General features: G+C 64.7%; 21 protein-coding genes and 3 tRNA genes. 13 read left to right on the top strand and 11 right to left on the bottom strand.

Translation table 11 applies throughout. The features are described 5' to 3' along the window. Positions 1 to 224 precede the first annotated feature (224 nt). On the bottom strand, positions 225 to 1,463 hold the full coding sequence (locus ACERNI_RS05865) for an ABC transporter substrate-binding protein (protein ID WP_448832345.1): 1,239 nt from the start codon (positions 1,461 to 1,463) through the stop codon (positions 225 to 227). A gap of 362 nt (positions 1,464 to 1,825) precedes the next feature. On the opposite strand from ACERNI_RS05865, the gene ACERNI_RS05860 reads away from it, so the two are divergent. Further along, the gene (locus ACERNI_RS05860) at positions 1,826 to 2,326 is read left to right on the top strand and encodes a pyridoxamine 5'-phosphate oxidase family protein (RefSeq protein ID WP_448832344.1); all 501 of its coding nucleotides are present in this window, start codon (positions 1,826 to 1,828) and stop codon (positions 2,324 to 2,326) included. Between the two features lie 109 nt (positions 2,327 to 2,435). On the opposite strand, the gene ACERNI_RS05855 is transcribed toward ACERNI_RS05860, so the two are convergent. Next, the gene (locus tag ACERNI_RS05855) at positions 2,436 to 2,615 is read right to left on the bottom strand and encodes a cysteine rich repeat-containing protein (RefSeq protein ID WP_448832343.1); all 180 of its coding nucleotides are present in this window, start codon (positions 2,613 to 2,615) and stop codon (positions 2,436 to 2,438) included. A 377-nt stretch (positions 2,616 to 2,992) separates the two neighbouring features. On the opposite strand from ACERNI_RS05855, the gene ACERNI_RS05850 reads away from it, so the two are divergent. Then, positions 2,993 to 3,628, top strand: a complete 636-nt coding sequence (locus ACERNI_RS05850; RefSeq protein ID WP_448832342.1) for a trimeric intracellular cation channel family protein — start codon at positions 2,993 to 2,995, stop codon at positions 3,626 to 3,628. A 128-nt stretch (positions 3,629 to 3,756) separates the two neighbouring features. Here ACERNI_RS05850 and ACERNI_RS05845 read toward each other — a convergent pair whose 3' ends face one another. Then, entirely contained in the window at positions 3,757 to 4,710 is a 954-nt protein-coding gene (locus ACERNI_RS05845) for an NAD(P)H-dependent flavin oxidoreductase (RefSeq protein WP_448832341.1), read from the bottom strand. Between the two features lie 261 nt (positions 4,711 to 4,971). On the opposite strand from ACERNI_RS05845, the gene ACERNI_RS05840 reads away from it, so the two are divergent. The 3 genes from ACERNI_RS05840 (at position 4,972) to ACERNI_RS05830 (ending at position 6,937) form a co-directional block, all read left to right on the top strand. Continuing rightward, positions 4,972 to 5,046 (top strand) — tRNA-Thr (locus ACERNI_RS05840). A 273-nt stretch (positions 5,047 to 5,319) separates the two neighbouring features. Next, the gene (locus ACERNI_RS05835; RefSeq protein WP_448832340.1) at positions 5,320 to 5,718 is read left to right on the top strand and encodes a PaaI family thioesterase; all 399 of its coding nucleotides are present in this window, start codon (positions 5,320 to 5,322) and stop codon (positions 5,716 to 5,718) included. A 409-nt stretch (positions 5,719 to 6,127) separates the two neighbouring features. After that, positions 6,128 to 6,937: an enoyl-CoA hydratase/isomerase family protein gene (locus ACERNI_RS05830; RefSeq protein WP_448832339.1), complete on the top strand. Its 810-nt coding sequence runs from the start codon at positions 6,128 to 6,130 to the stop codon at positions 6,935 to 6,937. 162 nt (positions 6,938 to 7,099) lie between these two features. On the opposite strand, the gene ACERNI_RS05825 is transcribed toward ACERNI_RS05830, so the two are convergent. Beyond that, positions 7,100 to 8,755 carry an FAD-binding dehydrogenase gene (locus ACERNI_RS05825; protein ID WP_448832338.1) on the bottom strand — a complete coding sequence of 552 codons (1,656 nt, stop codon included), beginning with the start codon at positions 8,753 to 8,755 and terminating at the stop codon, positions 7,100 to 7,102. 547 nt (positions 8,756 to 9,302) lie between these two features. Here ACERNI_RS05825 and ACERNI_RS05820 point away from each other — a divergent pair. Further along, positions 9,303 to 9,629 carry a hypothetical protein gene (locus tag ACERNI_RS05820; protein WP_448832337.1) on the top strand — a complete coding sequence of 109 codons (327 nt, stop codon included), beginning with the start codon at positions 9,303 to 9,305 and terminating at the stop codon, positions 9,627 to 9,629. A gap of 149 nt (positions 9,630 to 9,778) precedes the next feature. On the opposite strand, the gene ACERNI_RS05815 is transcribed toward ACERNI_RS05820, so the two are convergent. The 5 genes from ACERNI_RS05815 to ACERNI_RS05795 form a co-directional block, all read right to left on the bottom strand. After that, a complete protein-coding gene (locus ACERNI_RS05815) occupies positions 9,779 to 10,615 on the bottom strand; it encodes an LOG family protein (RefSeq protein WP_448832336.1) in 837 nt (278 codons plus the stop codon). Between the two features lie 376 nt (positions 10,616 to 10,991). Further along, positions 10,992 to 12,074, bottom strand: coding sequence for a helix-turn-helix transcriptional regulator (locus ACERNI_RS05810; RefSeq protein ID WP_448832335.1), 1,083 nt, complete (start codon positions 12,072 to 12,074; stop codon positions 10,992 to 10,994). A gap of 44 nt (positions 12,075 to 12,118) precedes the next feature. Further along, a complete protein-coding gene (locus tag ACERNI_RS05805) occupies positions 12,119 to 12,550 on the bottom strand; it encodes a LuxR C-terminal-related transcriptional regulator (RefSeq protein WP_448832334.1) in 432 nt (143 codons plus the stop codon). Positions 12,551 to 13,413: 863 nt separating this feature from the next. Beyond that, entirely contained in the window at positions 13,414 to 14,655 is a 1,242-nt protein-coding gene (locus ACERNI_RS05800) for an ABC transporter substrate-binding protein (protein WP_448832333.1), read from the bottom strand. A gap of 259 nt (positions 14,656 to 14,914) precedes the next feature. Next, positions 14,915 to 15,556: a TetR family transcriptional regulator gene (locus tag ACERNI_RS05795; RefSeq protein WP_448832332.1), complete on the bottom strand. Its 642-nt coding sequence runs from the start codon at positions 15,554 to 15,556 to the stop codon at positions 14,915 to 14,917. A 281-nt stretch (positions 15,557 to 15,837) separates the two neighbouring features. On the opposite strand from ACERNI_RS05795, the gene ACERNI_RS05790 reads away from it, so the two are divergent. The 5 genes from ACERNI_RS05790 to ACERNI_RS05770 all read left to right on the top strand — a co-directional run bounded on the left by ACERNI_RS05790 (position 15,838) and on the right by ACERNI_RS05770 (position 21,606). After that, positions 15,838 to 16,620, top strand: a complete 783-nt coding sequence (locus ACERNI_RS05790) for an SDR family NAD(P)-dependent oxidoreductase (RefSeq protein WP_448832331.1) — start codon at positions 15,838 to 15,840, stop codon at positions 16,618 to 16,620. A 112-nt stretch (positions 16,621 to 16,732) separates the two neighbouring features. Further along, entirely contained in the window at positions 16,733 to 17,971 is a 1,239-nt protein-coding gene (locus ACERNI_RS05785) for an ABC transporter substrate-binding protein (protein WP_448832330.1), read from the top strand. 337 nt (positions 17,972 to 18,308) lie between these two features. Beyond that, the gene (locus ACERNI_RS05780; protein WP_448832329.1) at positions 18,309 to 20,084 is read left to right on the top strand and encodes an SLC13 family permease; all 1,776 of its coding nucleotides are present in this window, start codon (positions 18,309 to 18,311) and stop codon (positions 20,082 to 20,084) included. Between the two features lie 360 nt (positions 20,085 to 20,444). Further along, positions 20,445 to 20,819 (top strand): hypothetical protein, encoded by a 375-nt coding sequence (locus ACERNI_RS05775; RefSeq protein WP_448832328.1) that lies wholly within the window; start codon positions 20,445 to 20,447, stop codon positions 20,817 to 20,819. Positions 20,820 to 21,273: 454 nt separating this feature from the next. Further along, on the top strand, positions 21,274 to 21,606 hold the full coding sequence (locus tag ACERNI_RS05770; RefSeq protein ID WP_448832327.1) for a hypothetical protein: 333 nt from the start codon (positions 21,274 to 21,276) through the stop codon (positions 21,604 to 21,606). Between the two features lie 147 nt (positions 21,607 to 21,753). On the opposite strand, the gene ACERNI_RS05765 is transcribed toward ACERNI_RS05770, so the two are convergent. Both ACERNI_RS05765 and rlmB read right to left on the bottom strand, forming a co-directional pair. Then, positions 21,754 to 23,433, bottom strand: coding sequence for an MFS transporter (locus ACERNI_RS05765; RefSeq protein WP_448832326.1), 1,680 nt, complete (start codon positions 23,431 to 23,433; stop codon positions 21,754 to 21,756). A 367-nt stretch (positions 23,434 to 23,800) separates the two neighbouring features. Further along, the gene (gene rlmB, locus ACERNI_RS05760) at positions 23,801 to 24,646 is read right to left on the bottom strand and encodes a 23S rRNA (guanosine(2251)-2'-O)-methyltransferase RlmB (RefSeq protein ID WP_448832325.1); all 846 of its coding nucleotides are present in this window, start codon (positions 24,644 to 24,646) and stop codon (positions 23,801 to 23,803) included. A gap of 322 nt (positions 24,647 to 24,968) precedes the next feature. On the opposite strand from rlmB, the gene ACERNI_RS05755 reads away from it, so the two are divergent. Then, positions 24,969 to 25,053, top strand: a tRNA-Tyr gene (locus tag ACERNI_RS05755). A gap of 88 nt (positions 25,054 to 25,141) precedes the next feature. Beyond that, positions 25,142 to 25,215: transfer RNA gene (locus ACERNI_RS05750), tRNA-Gly, on the top strand. Positions 25,216 to 25,581: the final 366 nt, after the last annotated feature.

The following is a 25,581-nucleotide window of genomic DNA, read 5'->3' as shown; positions in this document are numbered from 1 at the left end:
AACCGCATGAGCTGGCGCGCTGCCGGGAAAGCGACGTCGACTTTTCGCGAAGGGAAGCCCCATGCCGGTGAGCCGCAGCATTGTTCGCGCGACGGATTTTCCGGGAGCGGCCCGGGGTCCGCACCATGGAAAAACCCGGCGACATGCGCCGGGTTTTCCTGTCCGCCGCGGGCTGGATCCCCTGCCCGGAGCCTCCGCCGCTTTCTGGCGGCGGCGTGGGGCTGTCAGCCCAGCATCCTGATCGCCGTCCAGTCGTCGTTTTCGAAACGCGCCAGCTCAAAGTTCTTCAGGGGCGAATAGTCTTGTGGCGTCGTGGCGAAATTGACGCCGGGCAGGTTGATCGGCGCGGTCATGTCGGTGAGATTGGTGGCGACTTTCAGCAGGTTCGCGCGCGTGAGGTCATTGCCGCAGCGGGTCAGCAGCTGATGCAGGACATTGGCCATGGAATAGCCCATGAAGCCGACGTTATCGCGTTTGTCCAGATTGGGCAGATGCGCGTCCAGCAGGGCCAGATAGTCCTTCACCGCCGGATCGTCCTTCCAGCGCGGGCTCGACACATTGCGGGCCGTGCGCAGGCCCATCACGCCGGTCGCGGCCTCCGTTCCCGCCGGCTTCAGCAGCGAATTGGTGGAGGAGATGCTCATCAGGTACTGGTCCGGACGCCAGGCGCCTTCACGCACCTTGCGCAGGGACTGCGAGACGAACTTGCCCATGGTGAGGTTGACGAACACGTCGGCGTTGGAGCTGGCCAGCTTCACCACCTGGGAGTCGACGGTGGGATCGCCGGTTTCATATGTCGTCTCGGCGACGATCATGGTTTTGGCGCGATCGCCCAATTCGCTTTTGAACGCGGCCACATAATCGCGGCCCATCTCGTCCATCTGGTGCAGAATGGCGATTTTGGCGTCGGGCGAGGCCTGCAGGAGGTGGCGCGCCAGCGCCCTGGCCTCGGTGGCGTAGAGCGCGGAACCAGGCGTGGTCCAGGGGAACTCCTTCGGATTGTTGAAGCGCGCCGCGCCCGTGCTGATCATCAGTTGCGGGACCTTGCGACCGTTCAGATATTTATGCACGGCTGTCTGGCAGGCGGTGCCGGACGAATTGAACATGGCGAGCACCTGGTCGCTCTCCACCAGCCGGCGCGTCGCCTCGACGGTTTTCGGCGGGCTGTAGGCGTCATCGACGGCGATCAGTTTCACCTGCCGGCCATTGACGCCGCCCTGTTTGTTGAGGCGCTCGAAATAGGCCATCTGCACGCGGCTCGATACGCCGACGTAAGAAGCCGGCCCGCTGAACGGCGCCGTCTGGCCAATGCGGATTTCGTGATCGTCCGCGCCAACGTCATAGGCGCCCTTCGCGAAGGCCGGCAAGGCGACGCCGCCAGCCCCGGCGACGGTCGCAAGGCCAGCAAGGCGAAGGAGGTCGCGGCGGGACAGGCGTGCGACGCGGGCTGTGGTGTCTGACATGATATCCCCTCGGAAACGATTTTTTTTTATCCGTAAGACCGGACCTGACGCCGAACCTGATCGGGAGCCGGGCGGGGACAGATAGGCGTTGATTGCGTATTGGCGCAACCTGTTGACATTTTTCGGATGGCGTTTCCTCTGGACGCAGCGCCTGTCTCCAGCTGGTGGTGGGAAAGGCTGCCTGGCTATGACCGGTGACGGCCAGCCTCGCCTCGCGTATCCAGGGCATGCCGGCCGGAGCTTCTGCGCTGAAGTGCAATGACGCCTCGCGGGCCGGAGCGGTGCGTTTGGGGGAACAAGATGACGCGCCAGGCGTTATCAAATGCTTGGCGAGGGGGCTTGCGAAACAGGGGGCTACGCCAATGACCCTGTACGGCAATCTCTCCCAGGAAGAAGCTGTCGACAAGGTCTGGGAGCTTGTCGACTCGATTGGCGTTTGCATGCTGGTGACGTGGGATGGGGAGCGTCAGCGCTCCCGGCCGGTCTCAGCCCGGCCAAACCGCGAGCGCCACGCCATTTACTTCCTCACCGACGAGGCGAGCGCCAAAAAAGACCAGGTGCACCGCTTCCCGCTGGTTTCGCTCAACTTCGCCGATCATCATGGCAAGAACTATCTGGCCCTGTCGGGCCGGGCCGACGTTTCCGACGACCGGGTGATGATCGGGGAAATCTTCAGCGTCACCGATCGCGCCTGGTGGACGTCGCCTGATGATCCCGCCATACGGCTCATCACGTTTCAGCCCGAAGAGGCCGAGATCTGGGGTGGCCTGGGGCGCCTGCGCGCTGCGGTGGCGCTGCTGAAGGCAGCGATCTCAGGCGCCAATCCACGTCTGGGCGATAGCCGGAAGGTCAGCGGGCTGTAAGCGGAACAGCAGCGCCCCGCCTGGCAAACGCTCCCTCCCGTCCGCTCCCGGCATGCCCACGCGTTGCGGTCATCCGCGACGCGGGAGCCGCCGGAGGAGGCAGGGCGCCTTATCCCTTCATTTTCTGCAACGCCTGGGCGCAGCCAACCGAGATTTCTTTGGAATGCTGCTTGAGGCACTTCATGATGCGGCCGCCGCCCGGCTGCACATTGGCGCACAGCCGTTTGATGTCGGATGGGCAGTATTTGGCCAGATCACCTTCCTGGGCCGAGGCAGATGAAACTGTCATGATGCTTGCGAGAATCGCGAGGCCAGCAAGTAAAGAGCGCATTAGTTAATCCTCCCGCCTCTTTCGTAGCACGCATACTGTCAGGCGCAATGGCGGCGGACGATTTTACAGCCATGCAGCCCGCCAACCCGTGGCCCCTCAGGACCCGCCCGCTGGCCCGCTGATGGCCATATGGACCAGCCACGGCTGCCGTTTTGCCTGTTCGGAGCGGCTTGCCGGGCGATCGAACGATTCTGCCCGGGGGGAACGCGCTCCAGTGTGATATTGGCCTATCTTTTTGAATTGACGCACTTTAATCACGCGAGGCGCGGCTGTTGCGCAGGACACATGGTCCGGTTGGCGGCAGGGCGCGGTTTCCACTTTTCCGGGCGAGATCCATGAGTTTGGACGCTGCGTACTATCTTCAGGTGCTTTATCTTATTGCCATTATCGCTGAAGCGGTGACGGCGGCGCTGGTGGCGGGGCGACGCTCCATGGACTGGATGGGGGTGGCCATGCTGGGGCCGATCACCGCCCTGGGCGGCGGCTCCGTGCGCGACGTGCTGCTGGGCCGACACCCGTTGTCATGGGTCGAGCATCCCTCCTATCTGCTGATTACAGCCGGCGCTGCGCTGGCCACCATCGCCGTGGCCCGTTACATGCACCACCTGCGCAAGCTGTTTCTGTTCCTGGACGCCATTGGCCTGGTGGTGTTCACCGTTATCGGCTGCAATATTGCCATCGCCATGCACATGCCGTTTGTCATCGTCATTGCTTCCGGCATGATCACGGGCTGCGTTGGCGGCGTGTTGCGGGACATGCTGTGCGCCGACATTCCGCTGCTGTTCCGCACCGAGCTTTACGCCACGGTCTCGATTGTCACGGGCGTGCTGTACGTGGGCGGGCAGATCGTCGGCATGCCCCATGACGCTGCGACCGGCATCGCCATGGTCGTCGGCCTGAGCCTGCGCATGCTCGCGTTGCGCTATGGCTGGAGCATGCCCAAGTTCGTTTACACCCACACATTGCACTGACGCGGCGGGGACGCGACGCCTGCGCGGCGGCGGAGCCGGGTGGGACGGGGGCTGACGCGCAATGCGCCAGCCCGGAGGACGCGGCTTCCTCAGGCAGCTTCCTCAGGCGGCTTCCTCAGGCGGTTTCCTCAGGCGCGCGCGCGCAGGGCGGCGAGCCTGTCGATCTGGCTCCAGAAGCTGCTGATCGTGTCGTCAATGATCTGCTGCGCGGTTTTGATCTCCCGGATCAACCCGGAGCTTTCGCCCGCGGCGCCCGAGGTGCCGTCGACATCGCCGTTCACATACAGCCTGTCGATAATGTCCTTGTAGGGAAGCTGCGCGCGCTCGCCGTTCAGCACCGCTTCCGCGTAAGGGGTTTTCAGGCCGCGCATGCGGGCGCCGGGCGGGTTGTCGATCAGGGCGGTGCCGGCGCTGGGGGCGGCGACGATGGCGCGTTTGTAGTTCTCATGCACCGGGCTTTCGGCTGACGCGACAAAACGCGTGCCCATGGTGACGCCCTCGGCGCCAAGGGCGAAGGCCGCCGCCATGCCGCGCCCGTCCACCACGCCGCCAGCGGCCACCAGCGGCACGTCCACCGCCTCGCGCACCGCCTGCAGCAGCGCGAAACTGTGCACTTCCTCGGGATTGCGCACGCCGGCGCTTTCAGCGCCTTCAACAATCAGGCCATCGACGCCCGCGTCCACCGCCTTTTTCGCGCCATAGAGCGTGGCGGTGGCGTGATAGACCACGACGCCGGCATCTTTCAGGATGCGCACGTACCGGCCAGGGTCGCCCGCCGAAGTGGTGACGAAATGGATCTTTTGCTGCAGCAGCCAGTCGATGATGGCCCGTTCTTCCGCCGGATCTTCTTTCAGGTAGCGCACCGGAAGATTGACGCCGAAGGGGGCGTTGGTGGCGGCGCGAATGGCCGTGAATTCACGCGTGGTCATGGCAAGATCGCGCGAAGTGCTCTCCAGCAGCCCGAAGCCGCCCGCTGCCGATACGGCCGACACAAGCGGCGCGCGGGCGATCCACGTCATCGGCGACTGGAAAATCGGAAAACGGGCGCGCGTATGCGCAACCACGCGGTTACCCTCGAACATGAACGTCTCTCCCTGATGCAGCCCGCTTTTGGGGCGATTATTTGGGGTGATCTGGTGGTTTGTATCCGGGCGCGATGATGGCCGCCGATACGCCGCCTGAAAAGCCCCGGCGGCCGCATGCGGCCAGATGGACACGCGCCCTGCGAATCCACCGCTGGAACGGCGGGCAACCTTGCCTCAGACGCCAAATGTTGATACCCGACGGTCAGCGCGCGGAAATTCCGCGCCTGACGGCCAGCGCACCTGCTGGTTGTCTGATGGGCCGGCGTAGCACAGCGGTAGTGCAGCGGTTTTGTAAACCGAAGGTCGGGAGTTCAATCCTCTCCGCCGGCACCATTTTTGTTTGCCAGACCATGTTTCCCTTGTTTCTGCTTCGCGCCGGATCTGTTGCGCGGCCTTCTTGCGTGGTCGGTCGGGCGTTTGGGCGGTGTGCCCGTTCGCGCTGGCGTGGCCCCGGAGCCGCGTGCGGCGGCCGCCGGCTGGAAGCGCTGGCGATGCATTCGCCAATCGAATGGCCCCTGCGCCATATCGAAATGGCGCGCAGTGCTTTTATGTATTTAAATCCGCTTGCCAGAAAAAGAATCAGTCAATGCAGGGAGGTCGCTCACCGTGCCGAATGTTCCGGATACATTGCATATCCATCCCTTTGCCAGCACGATTGGCCTCCGTATCGATGAGCGCAGCCCCGAGCGCAGCGTCTGTTCGATCGAAGTGACGCCGGACATCCACCATAACCCGCATCAGGTTACGCACGGCGCGGTGCTTTACGCGCTTGCCGACACGGGCATGGGGATGGTGCTGTATCCAACGCTCAACAAGGGAGAGTCGTGCGTTACCATCGAGATCAAGATCAATTACTTCCGTCCGGCGGCCGCCGGAATTGTCCGCTGCGAAACGGTTATCCTCAATCGCGGGCGCACGATCGCCAATCTCGAATCGCGTCTTTACCTTGCGGACCGGCTGATTGCACAGGCCAACGGCAATTTTGCCATCCTGCAACCAAGATAAACCTTCCCGCAGGCGCGGCCAGAGCTGGACTGCGTCCTCATCGCGCAACCTGTTGGGGCGGATGCCGGTCAACAAGGATTGGGGGCGTGTTTCCCATGTGTTGAGCGCATCCTGATCCGGCGGATGCTTCCGTCCGGCCGCAAGGCGCTGGCGGCGCTGCCGCTCCGGGGTTGCATGGCGGCGCTCACATGAAGGCGCTTGTTTGGCGGAGCTCAGTTGGCGGCGTTTACTTGGCGGCGTTCACCTGGCTGCGCTCAGTTGGCGGCGGCCAGACTGGTCGTGCGTCGGCAATGCGGCTCAAACGTTTCAGCGCGGCGGCGCTCCGGGCTTTCCAGCTTCCGGCCGGGCTGCCATGATCCCGTCAACAAAATGGGGGCGCCCGCCGGATTGGGCGATATGGGAGGAAGCAGTGACGCAGCAATACGTCACGACGGAACGCGGGCTTGGGCCGGAAGGCCGGATCGCGGTCGTTACTTTTGATCGCCACGACGGCGTTAATGCGCTCTCGCCCGATGCGCTCCGGCAGCTCACGGATGCGGCGCGCAGTTTCGAGGATGACCCCGTGACCTCGGTGGTGGTGCTGAGGGGAGGGGCGAAGGCGTTTTCCGCCGGGTTTGATCTGAAGGACCCGGAAGGGCGCTCGCGCGCGGACATGAACCTGGGCGATCTGCGCCGGCATCTGCGGCTGGGGCCGCGCCTGACCCGCGCCTGGCATGACATGGACCAGATCACCATCGTGGCGATCGAGGGGTTTTGCATTGGCGGCGGCGCCGCTTTGGCCGTCGCGCTTGATTTCCGCGTGATGGCGCGCGACGCCCATATCCGCGTTCCGGAAATTGGCCTTGGCATGAACATGAGCTGGCAGAGCGTGCCGCGCATGCTGCATCTGATCGGGCCGGCGCGCACCAAGCAGGCGGTCATTCTGGCGGACCAGCGCATCCCCGCCGCTGAGGCGCGGGAGTGGGGCCTCGTGGAGGAGCTGGCGGAGCCTGGCCACGCCTTCGACGTGGCCATGGCGCTCGCTGAAAAGGTCGCCGCGCAGCCGCCGATCCCCACCGCCATGACCAAGCAGACGGTGAACCGGCTGACGCACGCCCTCGACGATCTGGCCAGCCACATGGACGTGGACCAGTTCGCCCTGGCCAGTCTCACCGACGATCACCGGGAGGGCGTTGATGCGTTCCTCCAGCGGCGCAAGCCGCGCTTTCAGGGCAAATAGGCTGCCCAACCGGCCGCTGGGGCGGCTTGCGGCGCGGCGGACGCCGTCCTGGCGAAAATCAGCTCGCTGGATGCCGGGGCGCCGGCATTTTTCTGGCGCCGGCGCGATGCGGATTTGCGACGCTGGCCGGGGCCCCCTGGCGCCCTGGGGCTGTCGTGAGCGTCAGCCGGCCGCCCGCGCTGCGGCGCGACCGCATTGCCGGCCGGAATACAGGCAGCCGCCGAGAAATGTCCCTTCCAGCGCCCGGTAGCCGTGCATGCCGCCGCCGCCAAAGCCTGCGGCTTCGCCCGCCGCATACAGGCCCGGGACAATCTGGCCGTCCTCGCCGAAGACGCGGCCGTCCAGGTCGGTTTCCAGGCCCCCCAGCGTCTTGCGGGTCAGGATGTTGAGCCGCACGGCGATCAGCGGGCCATGTTTGGGGTCGAGCAGGCGGTGCGGGGCGGCGGTGCGAACCAACTTGTCGCCCAGATAACGACGGGCGTTGTGGATGCCCATGACCTGGCTGTCCTTGACGTAAGGGTTGGCCATTTGCAGATCGCGCGCCTCCACCTCCGCGCGGGCTTTTCCAGCGTCAAGCAACCCGTCCCCAGCCAGCCGCTGCATGCCGGCGAGCAGGTCGTCGAGGTTGTCGGCGACGACGAAATCGGCGCCATGCTGCTTGAACGCCTCGACCGGCCCCGTCGCCCGCCTGCCGACAGCCCGCCGCGCCACCAGTCGCCAGTCGCGTCCGGTCAGATCCGGATTCTGCTCCGAGCCGGAGAGGGCGAACTCCTTGCGAATGATCGACTGGGTGAGAATGAACCAGGAATAATCGGCCCCGGTCTGGCGCAGGAAGGCCAGCGTGCCCAGCGTGTCGTAGCCTGGATAGCAGGGCGCGGGCAGGCGCGCGCCGCGCGCATCCAGCCACAGGGAGGAGGGGCCGGGCAGGATGCGGATGCCGTGATCCGGCCAGATTGGATCCCAGTTTTGCAGGCCTTCCACGTAGTGCCACATGCGGTCGCCATTGATCAGCCGGGCGCCGGCCGTCCGGGCGATGCCCAGCATGCGGCCGTCCACATGCGCCGGAACGCCGACGACCATGCGCGCTGGCGGCGTCCCCAGCCGGGCTGGCCACGCCTTGCGCACCAGTTCGGGATTGCCGCCGATGCCGCCACTGGCAACGATGACCGATGGAGCGGTAAAGGCGAAATCGCCAGCGACCTCACGATTGCTGCTGACGCCCCGGGGGGCGTCGTCCCCGGCCAGCACCGCGCCGCTCACGCCTGTGACGGCGCCGCCGGAGCGCGTCAGTTCGTCCACCCGGTGGCGGAAGCAGAACCGGATCAGGCCGTCAGACTCCGCGGCCAGCGCCCGGCGCGTGAACAACTCCACCACGCCGGGGCCCGTTCCCCAGGTGACATGAAAACGGGGAACGGAGTTGCCGTGACCGAGGGCGCTGGCGCCGCCGCGTTCGGCCCAGCCAACGATGGGGAAAATGCGATGCCCCATGGCGCGCAGCCAGGCGCGTTTCTCGCCGGCAGCCCAGGCCACATAGCTCTCGGCCCAGCGGCGGGGCCAATGGTCCTCGTCGCGATCGAAACCGGCGGCGCCAAGCCAGTCCCCCCAGGCGAGTTCCACGCTGTCGCGGACGCCCAGCCGGCGCTGCTCCGGCGTGTCGACCAGAAACAGGCCGCCGAGTGACCAGAAGGCCTGGCCGCCGAGATTCTGGCGCGATTCCTGATCAAGCACGATCACCCGTTTGCCGGCGTCGGCCAGTTCAGTGGCGGCGACGAGGCCAGCAAGACCCGCGCCTATGACAATTGCGTCCGCATCAGCCATGGCGCTTGTTTCCCCCAAAAAGGTGCGTGAACCGCGAGGGAGTGTGGCGCGCGGCCAACGCCCCCGCAACCTGTGCTTTGGCAGGGGATGCGGCGATAAGCGCCGCTGGAAGGAATCACGGATCTTGCCGTCTCCTGGCGTGAATAAGCCGGTCTGCATGTGTTCTGGCGCACGCGTGGGTTCGCGGCCGCGTCATAGTTTGACACGGTCGCCGACGCGTTTTTGATGCATGTCTGCTGACGCCTTGAGGCTTCTGTGCGATCCCTGTCCTGGCCGCATTGCCCTGTCTGGCAGTCCTGCCTGGCAATTTCGCCTGGCAGTCTTGCCTGGCCGCCCTGTTGGGCGGCTGCTTTTTTTCTGGAGGCTTTGTGAGCCTCATATTCCGGGGGCCGCTACAGCCATGCCAACCAGTCCGTACAGCGCGCGCGTCTCCAGTCAGCTTGCCGCTGAAAGGGCAAGGGATGATGCGCGCAGCACCCGGGCCGAGACCGCCAGGCTGGTGAGGCGGCAGGCATTTCAAATGGCAGCGGACTGGCTGGAAAGCGTGGTGATCACAGCGATTGACCAGTGCGTCGCGGCGTCGGGCGGCGCTGTCCAGATTGATTATCGCAGCAATTTTTCGTCAGATGGGCAAGACGCCTACAAGAACGCGCATGTGGTGTTTTCCATCAGGGGACCCGCCGGCGCGCCGGTGACGGAATACGAGGTGTTCGTGGCGCACAGCCTCGTGTCGGTTCACCGGATCCGCAACCACATGCGCCAGCCCGTGACTGTTCCGGGTTTCGCCGGGCCGCAGCTGGTTGGCGCGGCGTCCGGCGATTTTGGCGCGGCGATCGTGCGCCAGGCGCTGGAGCAGGCGCAACGCGGCGCGTGAATTGTGCCTGCGCCGCAGGCGCCTGGGACAGGTCGTTGTCAGCAGGCTATCGCCGGCCGGCGCCCGCGGGCGGACTGTCCGGCGAAAAGATGATCCGGCGAAGCGTCGCCGCTGCGCCGGATGCTGCCTTTATTCCGCGCCGGGCTGGATCAGCCGGGCGGCATGGCGGTGATGCCCCGGCGAACCAGCGATTCCCACCCCTCTTCGGCCGTATCGGCATATTCGAACAGCTTCAGATCCTCGGCCGAGATCGCGCCTTCTTCCACCAGGGCGTCGAAGTTGATGATCCGCTGCCAGTAGGATTTGCCGAACAGTACGATCGGGATGCGCGGCGCCTTGCCGGTCTGCTGCAGGGTCAGCACCTCGAACAGTTCGTCAAGCGTGCCATAGCCGCCGGGGAAAATGGCCAGGGCGTTGGCGCGCATGGCCAGGTGCATCTTGCGCATGGCGAAATAGTGGAAGCGCAGGGTCAGCTCGGGCGTGGAATAGGGATTGGGATGCTGCTCATGCGGCAAGGTGATGTTGAAGCCGATGCTGGGGGCGCGCACATCCGCCGCGCCCCGGTTGGCCGCCTCCATGATTCCCGGGCCGCCGCCGGTGGCGATGACATTGTCGCGCCAGCGGTTTCTCGGCGCGAAGGCGCCGCCGCGCTCCGAGGCGATGCGGGCGAACTCGCGGGCGGTGTCGTAGTAGCGCATCTGGCCGCGCATCCATTGCACGTGCTGCAGTTCTTCAGGCGCGCGCGCGGCGGCCTGCGCCGCCTCAACCTGCTCCGGCGATGGAATGCGGGCGCTGCCGAACACAATAATGGTGGAGCGGATGCCCCAATCCCGCAAGGTCAGCTCCGCCTTGGCGAACTCCAGCCCAAAGCGGAACGCGCGCATCTCGTCGCGCAGCAGGAAATCCGTATCCTCCACGGCAAGCATGTAGCTTTTTGACAGGCCATTGCCGCCCGCCGCCTCACCATTCTCCACGTCGTTCACCATAAGCCGTTCAGCATCCCTGATGTTCTGGTTGGACTGGCAGGCTGTACGCCTGGCCGTCGTCCACGCCCCGTCGCCCGGGCGGGTTTCTCCTGCGGGCCGCTTCCGGCGCGATCGCCTGGTGTGATCTCCTGACGAGCCCCCTGACGCGATCTTCTGGCAGACCTTCTGGAGGCCGCCATTCGCGGACCAGCCTGGCGGCACTCTGGAGCGTGGCAGGGGGAGCGTCAATCAGCCGGCCGCCGGCCAGGGGCTGGTTGTGACATATGCTGCCCCCGCCATTGGCGGGGCCACAGCCCGGCCAGGGCTTCGCGTGGCTCCGGCTATGCCAGGCGCATGGGCTCCGGCGTCAGGGGGGCTGAAAACCCGGCGCAATGATTCAGAATGGGAACAGGTTATTGATGATGGCGATCAGGTCGGCCTGACGCCGGACATCCGCTTTTGCCAGGGCCGATTTGACATGATTGCGCACAGTGCCAACCGAAATGGCGTGGCGGCCGGCAATCTCCGGAATCGACATGCTGGAGGCAAGTTCACATGCCGTCCGCGCCTCGGTGGGGGTGAGGCCATAGAGCTTTTCGAGGAGTTCCGCGGCCTGGGAGAGATTGCGGGCGCCCGGCGTCACCAGCAGCAGGGCGGTCGCCCGCGTGAAAATATCGCGCAGGTTTTCCGTCACGGGCAGCACGGTGAGCACAATCGTCCTGCTGGCGGCGGAGCATTTGACCGGAAACGGACGCGGGGCGGCGCCAGGGATGCTGCTGTCCCGCAGCGCCTGGTAAATCTGCTTCTGGGCCGCGGCGTCAATCAGCGTCAGCCTGTCGAATGCGCCGGTGGAGACGCAGGGGTCCAGCCCGGCGAACGCGTTGTTGGCGGCGAGAACGGAGCCGTCCGCGGCCAGCGTGCAGGCTGGCAGCCCGAGTTGCCCAATGGTCGTCACCAGCGTCGTGGCGCGGGCCAGCCCGACGCGGGATGACAGGCGCGAGGCCCGTTCAAGATGGGGAGCAAGCTGGTTCAGCCTGTCGAGGGAGGCCTGGTTCAGCGGGCCCATGTCGAGACGGTTCTCGAAGCTGATGAGGACCTCGCGCTGGTCGGGAAGGATGAGTTGCGCGCCGGCGTTTGGTCCCCATCCCTCATGATGGAGAAATTCCGCATAAAGCGGCGCGGTCTTTATTTCACCCGGGCCAATCACGTCCAGATCCCTGAAAAAACAGATGTTCTGACGCTGTTTTGGAAAGCGCGCCCGCCGGATATTGCGGCTTGTTTGCAGCCATCCCCCGTTGTGCGCCCGGTCCAGCGTTCCGGCGATCGCATCGGTGCAATAAAACTGCTGTTCGTTCTTGTGTTCCACGATCAGGAGCGCGGCTGAAGCCCGGACATGTAGCGCGGCGGCATGGAGCGCCTCAGGCCAGCGATCAGGAAACAGCGACGCCTCATACAGCAGATCAATCGTACGGTCAGGCATTCTGTCGTCCATGGCGCGTATTCATGACAGGGTCGTTCTTTTGTTCACCCCATGCCTTGCATGATGTATGCTGCCTGAGTTCGATTTTTTGCCGCCAGTTTTTTCATGATGGCGCGGATATGAACTTTGACGGTGCTCTCACACATGTCGAGTTCATAAGCGATGACCTTGTTTGATGCGCCCCGGCTCAGGGCTTTGGCGACGGCAAGCTGTCTGGGTGAAAACAGCGCGACGGCGCTGGATTTTGTCGCGCCCAAAGGATGGACTGCGCCGGCCTGTTCGATAAGCGAAGCCGGGACATAGGTTCCTCCATCGCGCACGAGATCAAATATGCGCGCGATGGAGCGCAGGCCTGTGTCCACCGACGCCAGCGCCGACGCGCCCTGGCGCATGATGCGAACCACGTCGGGGATGCGGGGCAGATCGGCGACAATGACCACCGGCGCGTCTGGCGCCGTTTCGCGCGCGATCTGCAAATGGCCAGAGACATCCGCATGGGCGACAGGCCCATCTTCGGCAAGCCATATGGCGATGAGGCCGGTGTGCGCGGCCTGCGGGCTGTCGCGCCACGCCTCCAGCGAGCCGAAGCCGGCGTAACGCCCGAGGGGAGCCAGCAACTGAAGCGACGTCAGGATGCAGTCCTGAAGCAGTTGCTCTGGCTGGATGACGGCAGTCAGATTTTCATACGCCTGAACCCGATTAGTCCCGGAGGCAAAAAGCTCTGGCTGCCTGCTGAAGTGCGATTGGGTCCACCTTGCGTGAATGGCGTAGTCAGTCGTTGCCGTCATCAATCCCATACCCTGTCTTCCCTCCTGGCCTCTGTCCGGCGCTGCGGACAGGCGCCGGGGTGCTGGCGGCGGGCTTGTCGCCGGGCTTGGGGCTGGATCAGCCTTGCCTCTTCCTGCTTTCGTGGAAAATCCGCCCCGCAGAAATGTCCTGACCCCGAAAGGTCCCCCCCACGGGGCTAATCAGCATGCGGTCGGGCATCATGCATGTGCCAAATGGCATGGCTTATCACGGAAATGTGATTAATAGTTGCCGGCTTCGCGGGGCCTGAATTGCACGGCGTTGTCTTGCCGGACTGTCCTGACGTCAAATCCCGGCATGACGTCACGGGAAACGACCAGTATTTGTTGTGCAATAGTCAAATTCGGATGATGTTTATGCAAAATTGGCTTAGGTCCATTGCCGGGGCCGCCTGATCCGGCGATGTCCCTTTCTTGTCCGGGCCAGCTCCGGTCGACCAGCCGTTTTCATCTGGCCAGAAGCGGCTCCAGATAAAAACGGCCCGCGCCAGGGTGCGCGAGCCGTTGCGTCATCAGTCAGGATGGCTGGCTGATTACTTTTTCTTCGATTCGGTCACAGCGGAGATCACGCCGCCTTCAGCCACCCAGCGGTCGCCCTTGAACACCATGATCTGCAGCTCTTCGAGCGGGAAGTGATCGGTTTCCGAAGTCTTCATTGTCAGGCCGTTGTAGACCATGCGCGGGGCGAAGCCATTGAGGCTCAGGGCCTTTTTCATGACGTTCTCACGGGTGAGGTCGTCGCCGGCCTCGCGCAGCACATGGGTCATGGCGTCGGCCATGGAATAGCCGATGGCGTACAGGCTGTTATTGATGTCGCCATCCGGCATGTACTTTGCCATGAACGCCCTGAACTGCTTGACCTCGGCGTCGTTGGCGAGGGCCGGATCGCTCGGGTCCTTGATGAAGGTGGCGGTGATCGCCCCCTGTGCGTTTTCAAGGCCAGCCGGAACCAGCACGGCTCCGACCTGGGATGCGACGTTGTTGAGGATGTGAACAGGGCGCCAGTTCAGTTCGCCGAGCTTGCGGGTGGACTGGGCCGCGAACTTCGGCGTCGCCAGGTTCAGGAACAGGTCGGCGCCCGAGGCCTTCAGCTTCACCATCTGTGAATCGACGGTGGCGTCAGAGAGATCGTAGGGAGCCTCGGCGACGATCATCGAGACCTTGTCGCCCAGGCCATCCTTGACGCCCTTGTAAATGTCCTTGCCGTAGTCGTCGTTCTGCACAAGCACCGCGACCTTGGCGTTCGGATACTTTTCCTTGATCAGGTTGGCGTAGACGCGGCCTTCCGACTCGTAGGACGGGTTGAACGGCAAGGTCCACGGATGGGCCTTGGGATCTGAACCGAAACGCGTGCCGCCCGATGACAGGAACAGGTGCGGGACCTTTTTCGCGTTCACGTATTTCATGATGGCGGTGTTGGAGGGCGTGCCAAGGGTGCCGAACAGGGCGAGCACTTCATCGCTCTCGATCAGCTTGCGGGCCTGTTCCACCGCTTTGGGCGGGCTGTAGGCGTCGTCGTAGCTGATGAACCTGATCTTGCGACCGTTAACGCCCCCCTGATCGTTGATCATCCTGAAATAGGCGTCCATGGTCTTGCCGACCACGCCGTAGGCGGACACCGGGCCGCTATAGGGCACGAAGTTGCCGATCTTGATTTCCGTATCGGAAGCGCCTGGACCATACTTTTTGTCGGCATGAGCGGGGCCGGCCATGATGAAGGCGGCGGTCGTGGTGGCCATCAGGCTGGCGATGAACGTACGTTTGGTCAGGCGCATCAAGCACTCCCTGGATGTTCTGGTTTGGCCGGAGGCGGGAAACGCCCGGCGTTTGGAGCCACGCGCGGTCACACGAGAGCGGCGCAAGCTTCGTGCGGGACGTCCCATCGGCGCGGCAGGAGGCGTCTAGAGCAAAATCAGGCGGGCCTGAATTGGAATCTTGCCGTCCGCGCCTGCGCCGCCGCGCGGGCCAGTGGCGAAATCGCCGGGAACCGTTGACGCTGCGCCCTTTGTCCGGCTGCCTTTTGTCGCAGGGGGCTTATGGCTCCGCTTCCAGCATGGCGGCAAGGCTGCGGGCGATGTGATCGAGCGTGGCGCCGTCATTCCAGACCGGGTGCGGGCGCGAGCGGTCAGCCAGCGTCCGCTCGCGGGCGACCAGCATGCCGCCCAGCGACGCTTCCATGAAAATCAGGCGCTGGCTCAGCACCACCGGCGGCAACCAGGCGAGCAGCCGGCGCAAGTGGCCAATGGCGCGCAAATAGCCGGAGTTCCAGCGTCCATCGAGCGCTTCCATCATCAGGGCGCGATTGGACAGGGAGACGGACGACAGGAAGCGGTTGAAGCAATCGCTCCAGGGCGCCGTCGCCGGGGGCAGGGCCGAGTGAACCAGCGCCCGGGTGACGGCCAGCGCTCGGTCAGGACCGCCGGCGGCCTCCAGATCGTCAAAAGCCTGATTGCGCAATTCATCAATCATGCGCGCGCCATAGACGATCAGGTCGCGCACCAGGTCATCCTTGGAGCCGAAATAATAGCCGACGATGGCGTGGTTCTTCTGGCCGGCGGCTCCGGCGATCTGGCGCACGGTGACGGCGTTGACGCCCCGCTCCGCGAACATCCGCAAGGCAACGGCCCTGAGGCGCTCCGCAGCGTCGGCGCCATTGTCTGTGAGCTTTCTGGACATGTTCCCGCATACGCTTGACAGCAGACGGCGTCAAAAGCATTCTCCAAGTGGATAAAATATATGGGAGGAAACAGTTGTGAGGGCGCGCGGCCGCCTTGCGCGGGCCTTGCGACCCGGTGAGCGCCGCCCCAGCCACGTTTTCCCATGCAAATCATCGTCCCCGAGCCGGATCCGCCCCAGCGGGCGCCGGCTCGCGCCCAGTCGCGCCTGCCGCTGGCGGCCATGACATTCATGGCGGTCCGCTGGCGGGCGCGTTGCGATCAACCGGAAGGATTTCGTCTGTGACGCCGCCCTACAAGAAGCTCGACCGCTCGTTGCGGAATCGCGTTGTTTTCGTCACTGGCGCGGCCAGCGGCATGGGCGCCGCGACGGCCCGCGCCTTCGCGGATGAAGGCGCGCGGGTGGCGGTGGTCGATATTCGCGCCGACGGCGCCGAGGCGGTGGCGGCCGCAATTCGCGCCGATGGCGGCGACGCACGCGCCTTTGCCCTCGACGTGGCTGATGCGGAGGCCGTGAAGCGGGTGGTGGATGAGGCGGCGACGCATTTCGGCGGGCTGGACTGCCTGATCGCCAACGCCGGCATCTCTGTCTACGCGCCGATCGATGCGCCGGACTATGACGCGCGTTGGGCGCAGGGACTGGCGGTGCTGCTCACCGCCCAGCAGCGTCTGGTGCGGGCGGCCTTGCCCTGGCTGCGCAAATCCAGTGCGGCGCGGATCGTCACCATCGCCTCCACCGAGGCGCTGGGCGCCACGGCCGGCCACAGCGCCTATTCCGCCGCCAAGGCTGGCGTCACCGGGCTGACCCGTTCGCTGGCGGTGGAACTGGGGCGCGAGGGCATCACGGTCAACTGCATCTGCCCGGGGCCGATCGAAACCGGCATGACCGCCGACATCCCGGATGAGAGCAAGCAGAAGTATGCCCGCGTCCGCACCGCCATGCGCCGTTACGGGCGCCCGGAGGAGGTGGCGCATGTGACGCTGAGCCTCTGTCTGCCAGCAGCCTCCTATCTCACCGGCGTGGTGATCCCGGTGGACGGCGGCCTGATGGCGCGCAACGCCTGAGCGCGATCGCGCCCGATTTTCCAGATTCACCGGAGCGCGCGCCAGCGGATCGTCAGGCCTGCGCTCTGGTCAATGTCAACGACAATGAACACTCCGGAGTAAATGTTACATCATGTCGACCCATTATCTTTCCCGCCGCGCGTTGATGGCCGCGGTGGCCGTGTCTGTAGTTGCGTCCGTTCCCGCCCTTGCGTCAGAGAAAAAATATGACGCCGGCGCCAGCGATACTGAAATCAGGATTGGCAATACCTATCCATACAGCGGCCCCGCCTCGTCCTATGGCATCATGGGCGCCACCGAGGCCGCCTATTTCAAGATGGTCAACGAGCAGGGCGGCATTAACGGCCGCAAGGTGAAGTTCATCAGCTACGATGACGCCTACAGCCCGCCCAAGGCCGTGGAGCAGACCCGCAAGCTGGTCGAGAACGACGAGGTTCTGGCGATCTTCAACACTTTTGGCAGCCCGGCCAACAGCGCCATCCAGCGCTATCTGAACGCCAAAAAGGTTCCGCAGCTGTTCCTGGCCACGGGCGCGTCGAAGTTCAACGACCCGAAGAACTACCCCTGGACCATGGGCTTCCAGCCCAATACGCGTGACGAGGCCCACGTTTACGTGGACTTCATCCGCAAGGAGCGTCCCAACGCCAAGGTGGCGATCCTTTACCAGAATGATGACTTCGGCAAGGACTACCTGGAAGGCGTGAAGGAAGCGCTGGGTCCCGATTACAAGAAATTCGTCGTCGCCGAAGTGCCGTACGACATTTCCGAGCCGACGGTGGATTCGCAAATCCTGCGCATGCAGGCTTCAGGCGCCGATACGGTGCTGAGTTTCTCCACGCCGAAATTCGCGGCCCAGAGCATCCGCAAGATGGCGGCGCTGAACTGGAAGCCCCTGCACATTGTCGCAACCGCCAGCGCCTCGGCGGCCATGGTGATGCGCCCGGCCGGCCTCGAAAACTCCCAGGGCGTGATCACCTCGTCCTACATGATGTCGCCGGACGATCCGAGCTGGAATGACAACCCGGACATGAAGGCGTGGCGGGCGTTCATGGAGAAGTACATGCCAGGCGCCGACATGGGCAACAGCGGCCACATGTACGGCTATGTCGTCTCCCAGGCCATGCACAAGGTGCTGGAAGCGGCGGGCGACAACCTGACCCGCGAGAACATCATGAAGCAGGCCAGCAACCTGAAGGACGTGAGCATCAAGGGCTTCCTGCCAGGCATCGTTATCAACACGGCGCCGGGCGACCACGCGCCGGTCAAGCAGATGCAGATGGTCCGCTTCAAGGGCGAGGGCTGGGAGCGCTTTGGCGGCGTGCTGGGCGCCGCCAGCAAGCCGGCTCACTGAGAACGCTCTCTGGCGGGGTTGCGCCCCGCCAGAGGCGCCAAGGGCAAAATCCCGCCGTCCGGCCGGGGGCTTGCCCAACCCGCCTGATCACGCGCGCTGCCGCCTGAAAGCCGGGTCAGCGCTTCCAGAGAAGCGCCAGAATGATGAGGCCGGGCGATTGCCCGGCCTTTTTCGTCGCCTGCATGGGGCAGGGCGCGCCTGCTTTCCGAGCGATGAGGGTTTCCCGCATCACGGGGAATTTGGTCGCCGGTGACTTCCATGAAGCCGGCGGCCATTCCACTGTATCGAGACAGAAACGCGGTCGCTTCCAGGCCGCGCGCCTGATCGGGATGCCCATGTGACTGCGCCGCAAATCCTTTCCGTCGTAACGTTGATCGCGATGATGGCGATGTTCGTCTGGGGGCGGTTCCGTTACGACGTCACTGCGTGCATCGCGTTGATCGCGGCCGTCGCCCTGGGCATTGTTGCGCCGGCGGATGCGTTCAAGGGGTTCTCCGACGATATCGTCATCATTGTCGCCTCGGCGCTGGTGATATCCGCCGGCGTGCAACGCTCGGGGATCATTGAACTGGCTTTGTCGCTGACCGCCTCGCGGCTCACGCGGGTGCGCACGCAATCGCTGGCGCTGACAGTGACCGTCGGGATTGCTTCCGGCCTGGTGAAAAACGTCGGCGCCCTGGCCATGATGATGCCGGCGGCTTTCCAGATGGCGCGCAAGAGCAAGGTCAGTCCGTCGGTGTTCCTGATGCCGATGGCTTTTGCCTCGTTGCTTGGCGGCCTGACAACGCTGGTTGGCACATCGCCCAATATCATCGTCAGCCGCGTGCGCGAGGAGATGACCGGCAAGCCGTTCAGCATGTTCGATTACTTTCCGACCGGCTTTGGCCTGCTCCTCGCGGGGCTGGCGTTCCTGGCGTTTGGCTACCGGCTGCTGCCCCCGGACCGGCGGGCGCCGCCGGATTTGAGCGACGCACTCGATGTCCGGGGGTATTGCACCGAGGCGTCGATCGGCGAGGGATCGCCGGCGATTGACGGGATGGCGCAGGATTTCGCCGCCCGTCATCAGGGCGAGGTCACCATCGTGTCGGTGGTGCGCGGCCGGCTGCGCAGCTCCGCCTCGCCGTTCACGGTGTTGCGCAAGGGCGATACGCTGATCCTGACCGGCGAGCCTGATGCCCTGGAGCGCGCCATCGCCCTCGACCGGCTCACCCTGGCGGGCCAGGACCGCGAGGCGCCGAAGGGAGCGGAAAGCGATGAGGTGGCGGTGGTGGAGGTGGTGGTCAACGCCAGTTCCTCCCTCATCGGCCAGACGGCGGAGCGGCTGCGTCTGCAACAGCGGCACGGGGTCAATATCATCGCCATTTCCCGTTCGGGCGAGCGGCTGCCGCGTCAGCTTGGGGCCACGACGCTGCAAGCGGGCGACGTGATCGTGTTGCAGGGCCCTCGCAGCATCCTGCCGGAAAAGCTGCGCCATCTCGGGCTGCTGCCCCTGGCGGATCGCGCCCTGCGCCTGGGCAGCGCCCGCGCTGGCTGGATGCCCCTGGTCATCCTGGCCGCGGCAATGATCGCCACCGCGACGGGGGCCGTTCCGGTCGCCATCGCCTTTTTCGCCGCCGCCGGCCTGATTGTTATCAGCGGCGCCCTGACCCTGCGCGATGCATACGATTCCGTTGAGTGGCCAATACTGGTCATGCTGGCGGCGCTGATCCCTGTCAGCGATTCCCTGCGCGCCACGGGCGCCTCGCAGATCATCGCCACGCATCTGGCCGCTGTGGCCGCCGCCTTGCCGGGGTGGGGCGCGGTGGTGCTGATCATGGTGGTGGCCATGGCGGTGACGCCGTTCCTTAACAACGCGGCCACGGTCATGGTGATGGCGCCGATTGCGGCGGTATTCGCGAAGGATCTCGGTTACCGGCCAGAAGCGTTCCTGATCGCCACGGCCATAGGCGCCGGTTGCGATTTTCTCACGCCGATCGGCCACCAGTGCAATACGCTGGTGTTTGGGCCAGGTGGTTACAAATTCACGGACTATGCCCGGCTTGGCGCGCCGTTGTCCCTGCTGGTCGTGCTGGTGGGCGCGCCGCTCATCCTCTGGGTCTGGCCGTTGCATTAGCGCGGGCTCCCCAGGGCCAACCAGGAAGCCGGGGCAAATCATAAGGTTATGCTTCAGGCAGGCCGGCGGGCCCATGCCGTGGCTGCTGGCGGCGTCCACAGGCTGGGTTCACGGGAATGTGTGCGGCCGCAGGGTGCGCCTGTCGCCTGGGGCGCCGCGCCCCAGAGGAACTGCTCCACCGGAAAAGTGGCTGTCAGCATGGGGTCCGCCCCATGATTGCGGGCTCCCGGCAAGGGTGTTGTCCGGGGGGCGTGAGCGGGCCTCCGGGAGAGGCGGCGTTTGCAACGCCATGGTATCTCCAGAATTCGGGTGCTGAATCGCGCAAAGCCCAGAGAGGGGCGCCGGGTAAGGAGTTTCTGGATGGTGGAGCAATGCAAGGGCCGGTCGACGCCGGCAAGGCAGGCGAGGACAAGGCTGGCGGGCGCCTCCAGGGCTGCTGTCCTGGCGGCGGTGGCGATGTTCGGCGCGGGCGGCGCCCTGATGGCGATGACCTCTGGAGCATCCGCCTGGTGCAGCGGCCCTGGTTGCTATGGCCCGCCGCCGGCGGCTGGCGTGGTTGGCGGGCTGGCGATCGGCGCGCTGGCGGGCGCAGCCGCTGCGGGTGCATTTGCCGCGCCGCCGCCTCCACCTCCGCCGGTCGTCTATGATGAGGGCCCGGAATGTTACATGACCTCGCGCCGCGTTTGGGTTGAGGGACTCGGCTGGCGTCGTCGTCCGGTCGAGGTTTGCGACTGATTGGCTGTCGCAGGGCTGGCTCCCTGCTGTTGCGCTGGCGCTGACCCTGGCGGGTATGTTGTATCCCCGATCCAGATAATTGTTGTGCATATTGAAGATCCCGGCGCGATTTCGCCGGGATTTTTTATTGACTATTTTTTGACATAGTCGTGCTGAAGTATTCGTTATGGATCAGGATGGTTTGATCGTTATCTCTGCTTTGGGAGGTTTGACGATGTCTACGCCTGCTTTGACGTCGATGCGTCCGTGGTTGTCGATGCGTCCATGGTTTTTGCCCGCGACCGTGTTGGCTGGCCTTCTGACCTGCATGCCGGTTCAGGTTGAGGCCCAGGGATTTCGCCATGGCGGCGGGCCGCATTTCGGAGGTCCGCATTTCGGTGGGCCACGCTTCGGTCCAGGGCCACGCTTCGCACCAGGGCCGCGTTTTGGCGGGGGCGGCTTTGGACCAGCCGGCATGAGGCCGGGGTGGGGCGGCCCGAGGCCGTACTTCCACCCAGGGCCAGCCTATCGCCCTGGTTGGGGTTATCGTCCGGGCTGGGGCTACCGTCCGGCTTACCTTCACCCGTACGCTTACCGGCCGGCGTACTGGGGCGGCGGGCCGTACTACTGGAGCGGCGGCGGCTACGGCTATCCGCTGGCGGCGGGCCTGGCTCTGGGCGCCGCGGCGACCGCTTACCCGGCCTACACAACCACATACGACGATGGAGGCTGCTATCGCGCCCCGCGTCGCGTTATCGAACGTGGACGCTGGGTAAGGCGCATCGTGACGATCTGTTACGACAGGTAGCGTCCGCGAAGGCCGGGAGCGGGCTTCTGATCCGCCGCCGGAATCGACAGAGGCGGAGATTGCTCCCCGCCTCTTTTTTCTGGTCATGCGCGTTTCGGGTCCGTGGTTCCGGCCGGAACCCTCCGGCCGGAACCATGGGGACTGCGCCTATTTTATCTCGAAGGTTTCGATGTCGCGGTCCTTTGTTTCGGGCACGCACAGCAGGCCGATGATGAAGGTGGCGACCGCAATGACGATTGGATACCAGAGGCCGTAGTAGATATCGCCGGTCTGCGCCACCATGGCGAAGGCGGTTGCCGGGAGCAGGCCGCCGAACCAGCCGTTGCCGATATGGTATGGCAGGGACATCGAGGTGTAGCGGATGCGGGTGGGGAACAGCTCCACCAGCGCGGCGGCAATCGGTCCGTAAACCATCGTCACCAGCAGGACCAGGATGAACAGCAGTCCGATCACCCCAGCCACCTGCGGGCGGAAGATGTCAAACGGGTGCGCCATCTTGACCACGCCGGCCTGGGCGGCAGCCAGCGGATAGCCGGCGTTCTGGAGCGCCGTTGACATGGCGGTCTTGAAGTTCTGGTCCCATGGCACGCTGACGTTATTCACCTGCACCGAAACCGGCGTTCCGGCCGGCGCCGGCTGGGTGGAGTAACGCACCGACGATTTGGCGAGGAAGTCGCGGGCCAGATCGCATGGCGCCGTGAAGATGCGGGTTCCGACCGGGTTGAACAGGTTTCCGCACTGGGCCGGATCGGCCGTCACGGTCACCTTGACATTCTCGATGGCCCGCTCCAGCGCCGGGTTGGCCAGGGTGGTGATCTGCTTGAACACCGGGAAGTAGACAATGGCGGCGATCAGACAGCCGGCGAGGATGACGGGCTTGCGGCCGATCTTGTCCGACAGCCAGCCGAAGAAGACGAAGAAGCCTGTTCCCAGCACCAGCGACCATGCGATCAGCAGGTTCGAGGTATAACCGTCCACCTTGACGATCGATTGCAGGAAGAACAGCGCGTAGAACTGGCCCGTGTACCAGACCACGCCCTGACCGGCGACGAGGCCGAACAGGGCGATCAGGACGAACTTCAGGTTCTTCCACTGGCCGAAGGCTTCGGAAAGCGGCGCCTTGGAGCGGGTGCCTTCTTCCTTCATGCGCTTGAACGCCGGCGACTCGTCCAGCTGGGTGCGGATCCAGACCGAGACGCCGAGCAGGACGATCGACACCAGGAACGGAACGCGCCAGCCCCAGTCCGCGAAAGCCTGTTCGCCGACGATGGTGCGGGTGAACAGGATGACCACCAGCGACAGGAACAGCCCGAGGGTCGCCGTTGTCTGGATCCAGGACGTGTAGAAGCCGCGCCGGCCCTGGGGCGCATGCTCGGCCACATAGGTGGCGGCGCCTCCATACTCGCCGCCAAGGGCAAGCCCCTGCAGCAGGCGCAGGGTGATGAGGATGATGGGAGCCAGGATGCCGATGGTGGCCGCGTTGGGCAGGATGCCGACGATGAAGGTCGACAGGCCCATGATCAAAATGGTGATGAGGAAGGTATATTTGCGGCCAACCAGGTCGCCGATGCGACCAAACACAAGGGCGCCGAAAGGTCTCACAAGAAAGCCTGCCGCGAAGGCGAGCAGGGCGAAAATATCACGGGTGGCGGGTGGGTAGGCGCTGAAGAACTGCGCGCCAATGATCGCTGCGAGCGATCCGTACAGATAAAAATCGTACCATTCGAAAACTGTGCCAAGCGAGGAGGCGAAGACAACCTTCTTCTCCTCCCGGGTCATGGGGCGCGGCGCGGCCACGCCCCCGGATACGCCTGCCTGCATTGTCATTCCAGCCTCCCTGAACGTCGTCGCTGATGCTGACGCGCCTGCCCCCCGGGGGCAGGTCTCGGGCTGGCTCCGCCTGGTTCAGGTCATGTCTGGCACCATGATTCCAGGGGCAGCCAGTCGTGGTCGCTGGGGAAAGGCTAGATTCCGTGTGACGCGGTGTCGCTCAGTAATAAGTATATAGATACTAAGTCTAATAATGATTGTCCGCGTCCGGGATGTTGTTTGCGCCAACCCAAAGCAAGCGCCGCGCTTTCAGCGCCGGACATCCCGCGTCATATGGGTGAGGTAACCACGGCGACATGTCGTAAAGACAATCGTCGCCATCTGCCGGACAGCAGTTTGTTCCGATCCGCTGATTTAAGCTGCGTCATTCCGTGGCGGGAGGGCAGGCCCGGGCCACGGCGTACAGCGAGATGGCCGCTGCGTTCGAGACATTCAGGCTCTTGATGCGCCCCGGCATGTCGAGGCGCGCCAGCACCTGGCAACGCTGGCGCGTCAGCTGGCGCAGGCCTTTGCCTTCCGCGCCAAGCACGAGGGCGAGCGGGCGGCGCATGGGCGCGTCTTCAAGAACCGTTTCGCCCTCTGAATCGAGACCGATGCACATCACGCCGCGCTCGCCCATGGTTTGCAGGGCGCCCGCCAGGTTGCGCACGGTGACGATCGGCACGTATTCCAGCCCCCCGGAGGCCGATTTGGCCAGCACGCCCGTGGCGGCGGGGCTGTGACGCGCCGTGGTGATGATGGCGCTGACGCCAAACGCCGCCGCGGTCCGGACAATGGCGCCGACGTTATGCGGGTCGGTGATCTGGTCCAGCACGAGAAAAACGCCATCCTGCGGCATCGATTCGAGCGTGGGCCCGTCGAGCGGCTCGACTTCCGCGTAAAGGCCCTGGTGCACCGCGTCTGGCCCCACCAGCCGGTCGATCTGCTCCGGGCGGACGATCTCGGCGGTTATGGCCGGCGTCAGGCCGGCTTCCTGAAGGCGGCGCTGCGCGTTCTCCGTGACCAGCAGGCGCAGAAACGAACGGCCGCTGTTGGCGATGGCCTCCGCCACCGGCCGCCAGCCATACAGCACCACCGTGTCCTCCGCGTGCTCGGGCCGGTTCGCCTTCCATTCGGCCCGCGCCGCCTCGCGCTGGGCGTGACCGGGCCTGCGTCCAGGGCCCTTGGAGCCCGGGTTGCGACGATGGGGAGGCGGCCTGTTGGAGGGCATGGTCGTTTTCCAGAGCGCGTCTTTCAGCGCGCCTTGCACAGTGCGATGGCGCTGGCCGCCGCATGACGGGTGTGCAGGACGGCTGAAAGAATGGTTTGCGCGGCTGTTCTGCACGCTTCGCCGCCGGTTGTCGACCGGCGCGGCGCATGAATGCGGGCCAGGCGCCGTGAGGTAATCCACATGTCCTGACAATTTGCTGGGCGGGGGGCGTTGACAGCGTCGGCTGCTCTCCGCATAAGAGCGCCACGTTGCCACGGCGGTTCGCCAGATGGCGGCGCACCCGGGGCGCTGGCAAGCGCCCTGCGGACATTCCGGACGATGAGGAGGGATGCCCGAGTGGTTAAAGGGGACGGACTGTAAATCCGTTGGCTATGCCTACGTTGGTTCAAATCCAACTCCCTCCACCATCGGCTCCGGAATAGTTTCTTGCGCCAGCAGATATTCAGGGCATAATCCCGGCAGGCCGGGGTTGATGCACGTATATTCGGCGCCGGCGCGGGTGTAGCTCAATGGTAGAGCAGCAGCCTTCCAAGCTGAATACGAGGGTTCGATTCCCTTCACCCGCTCCAGCTTCCTGGCATTCTTTCCCGATACCTTGCCATAACTTTGCCATAACTTTGCTCGCGCGCGCCGGTCCCGTGGCGCCAGTTCCGCGACCTGACGCAATCTGAATGGAAGCGTCTTTTCCGCGAACGCCGCGCCTCCTGGGGGCGTTCCTGTGAAGATTCATGGCTGTCGGATCTTGAAAAGAAAGCGCATCGGCTGCATGTGCGCGCAAGTTTGATTTTGCAAACCACACCCGGAATTTGCTAGGGAAGCGCGCGTCGCAGCCCCCGGCCGGAAAACCATGTCGGGGACGGGCGCGGCGATGCTCCCGGGGCACAGTTGTCGGGAATGTTTCCCGTAACAGGAAAGCAAGATGGCCAAAGAGAAAT

The organism is Camelimonas sp. ID_303_24 (genome assembly GCF_053543495.1).
The sequence above is the reverse complement of the archived record's forward strand: the minus strand, read 5'-3'. Positions and strand labels throughout refer to the sequence as shown.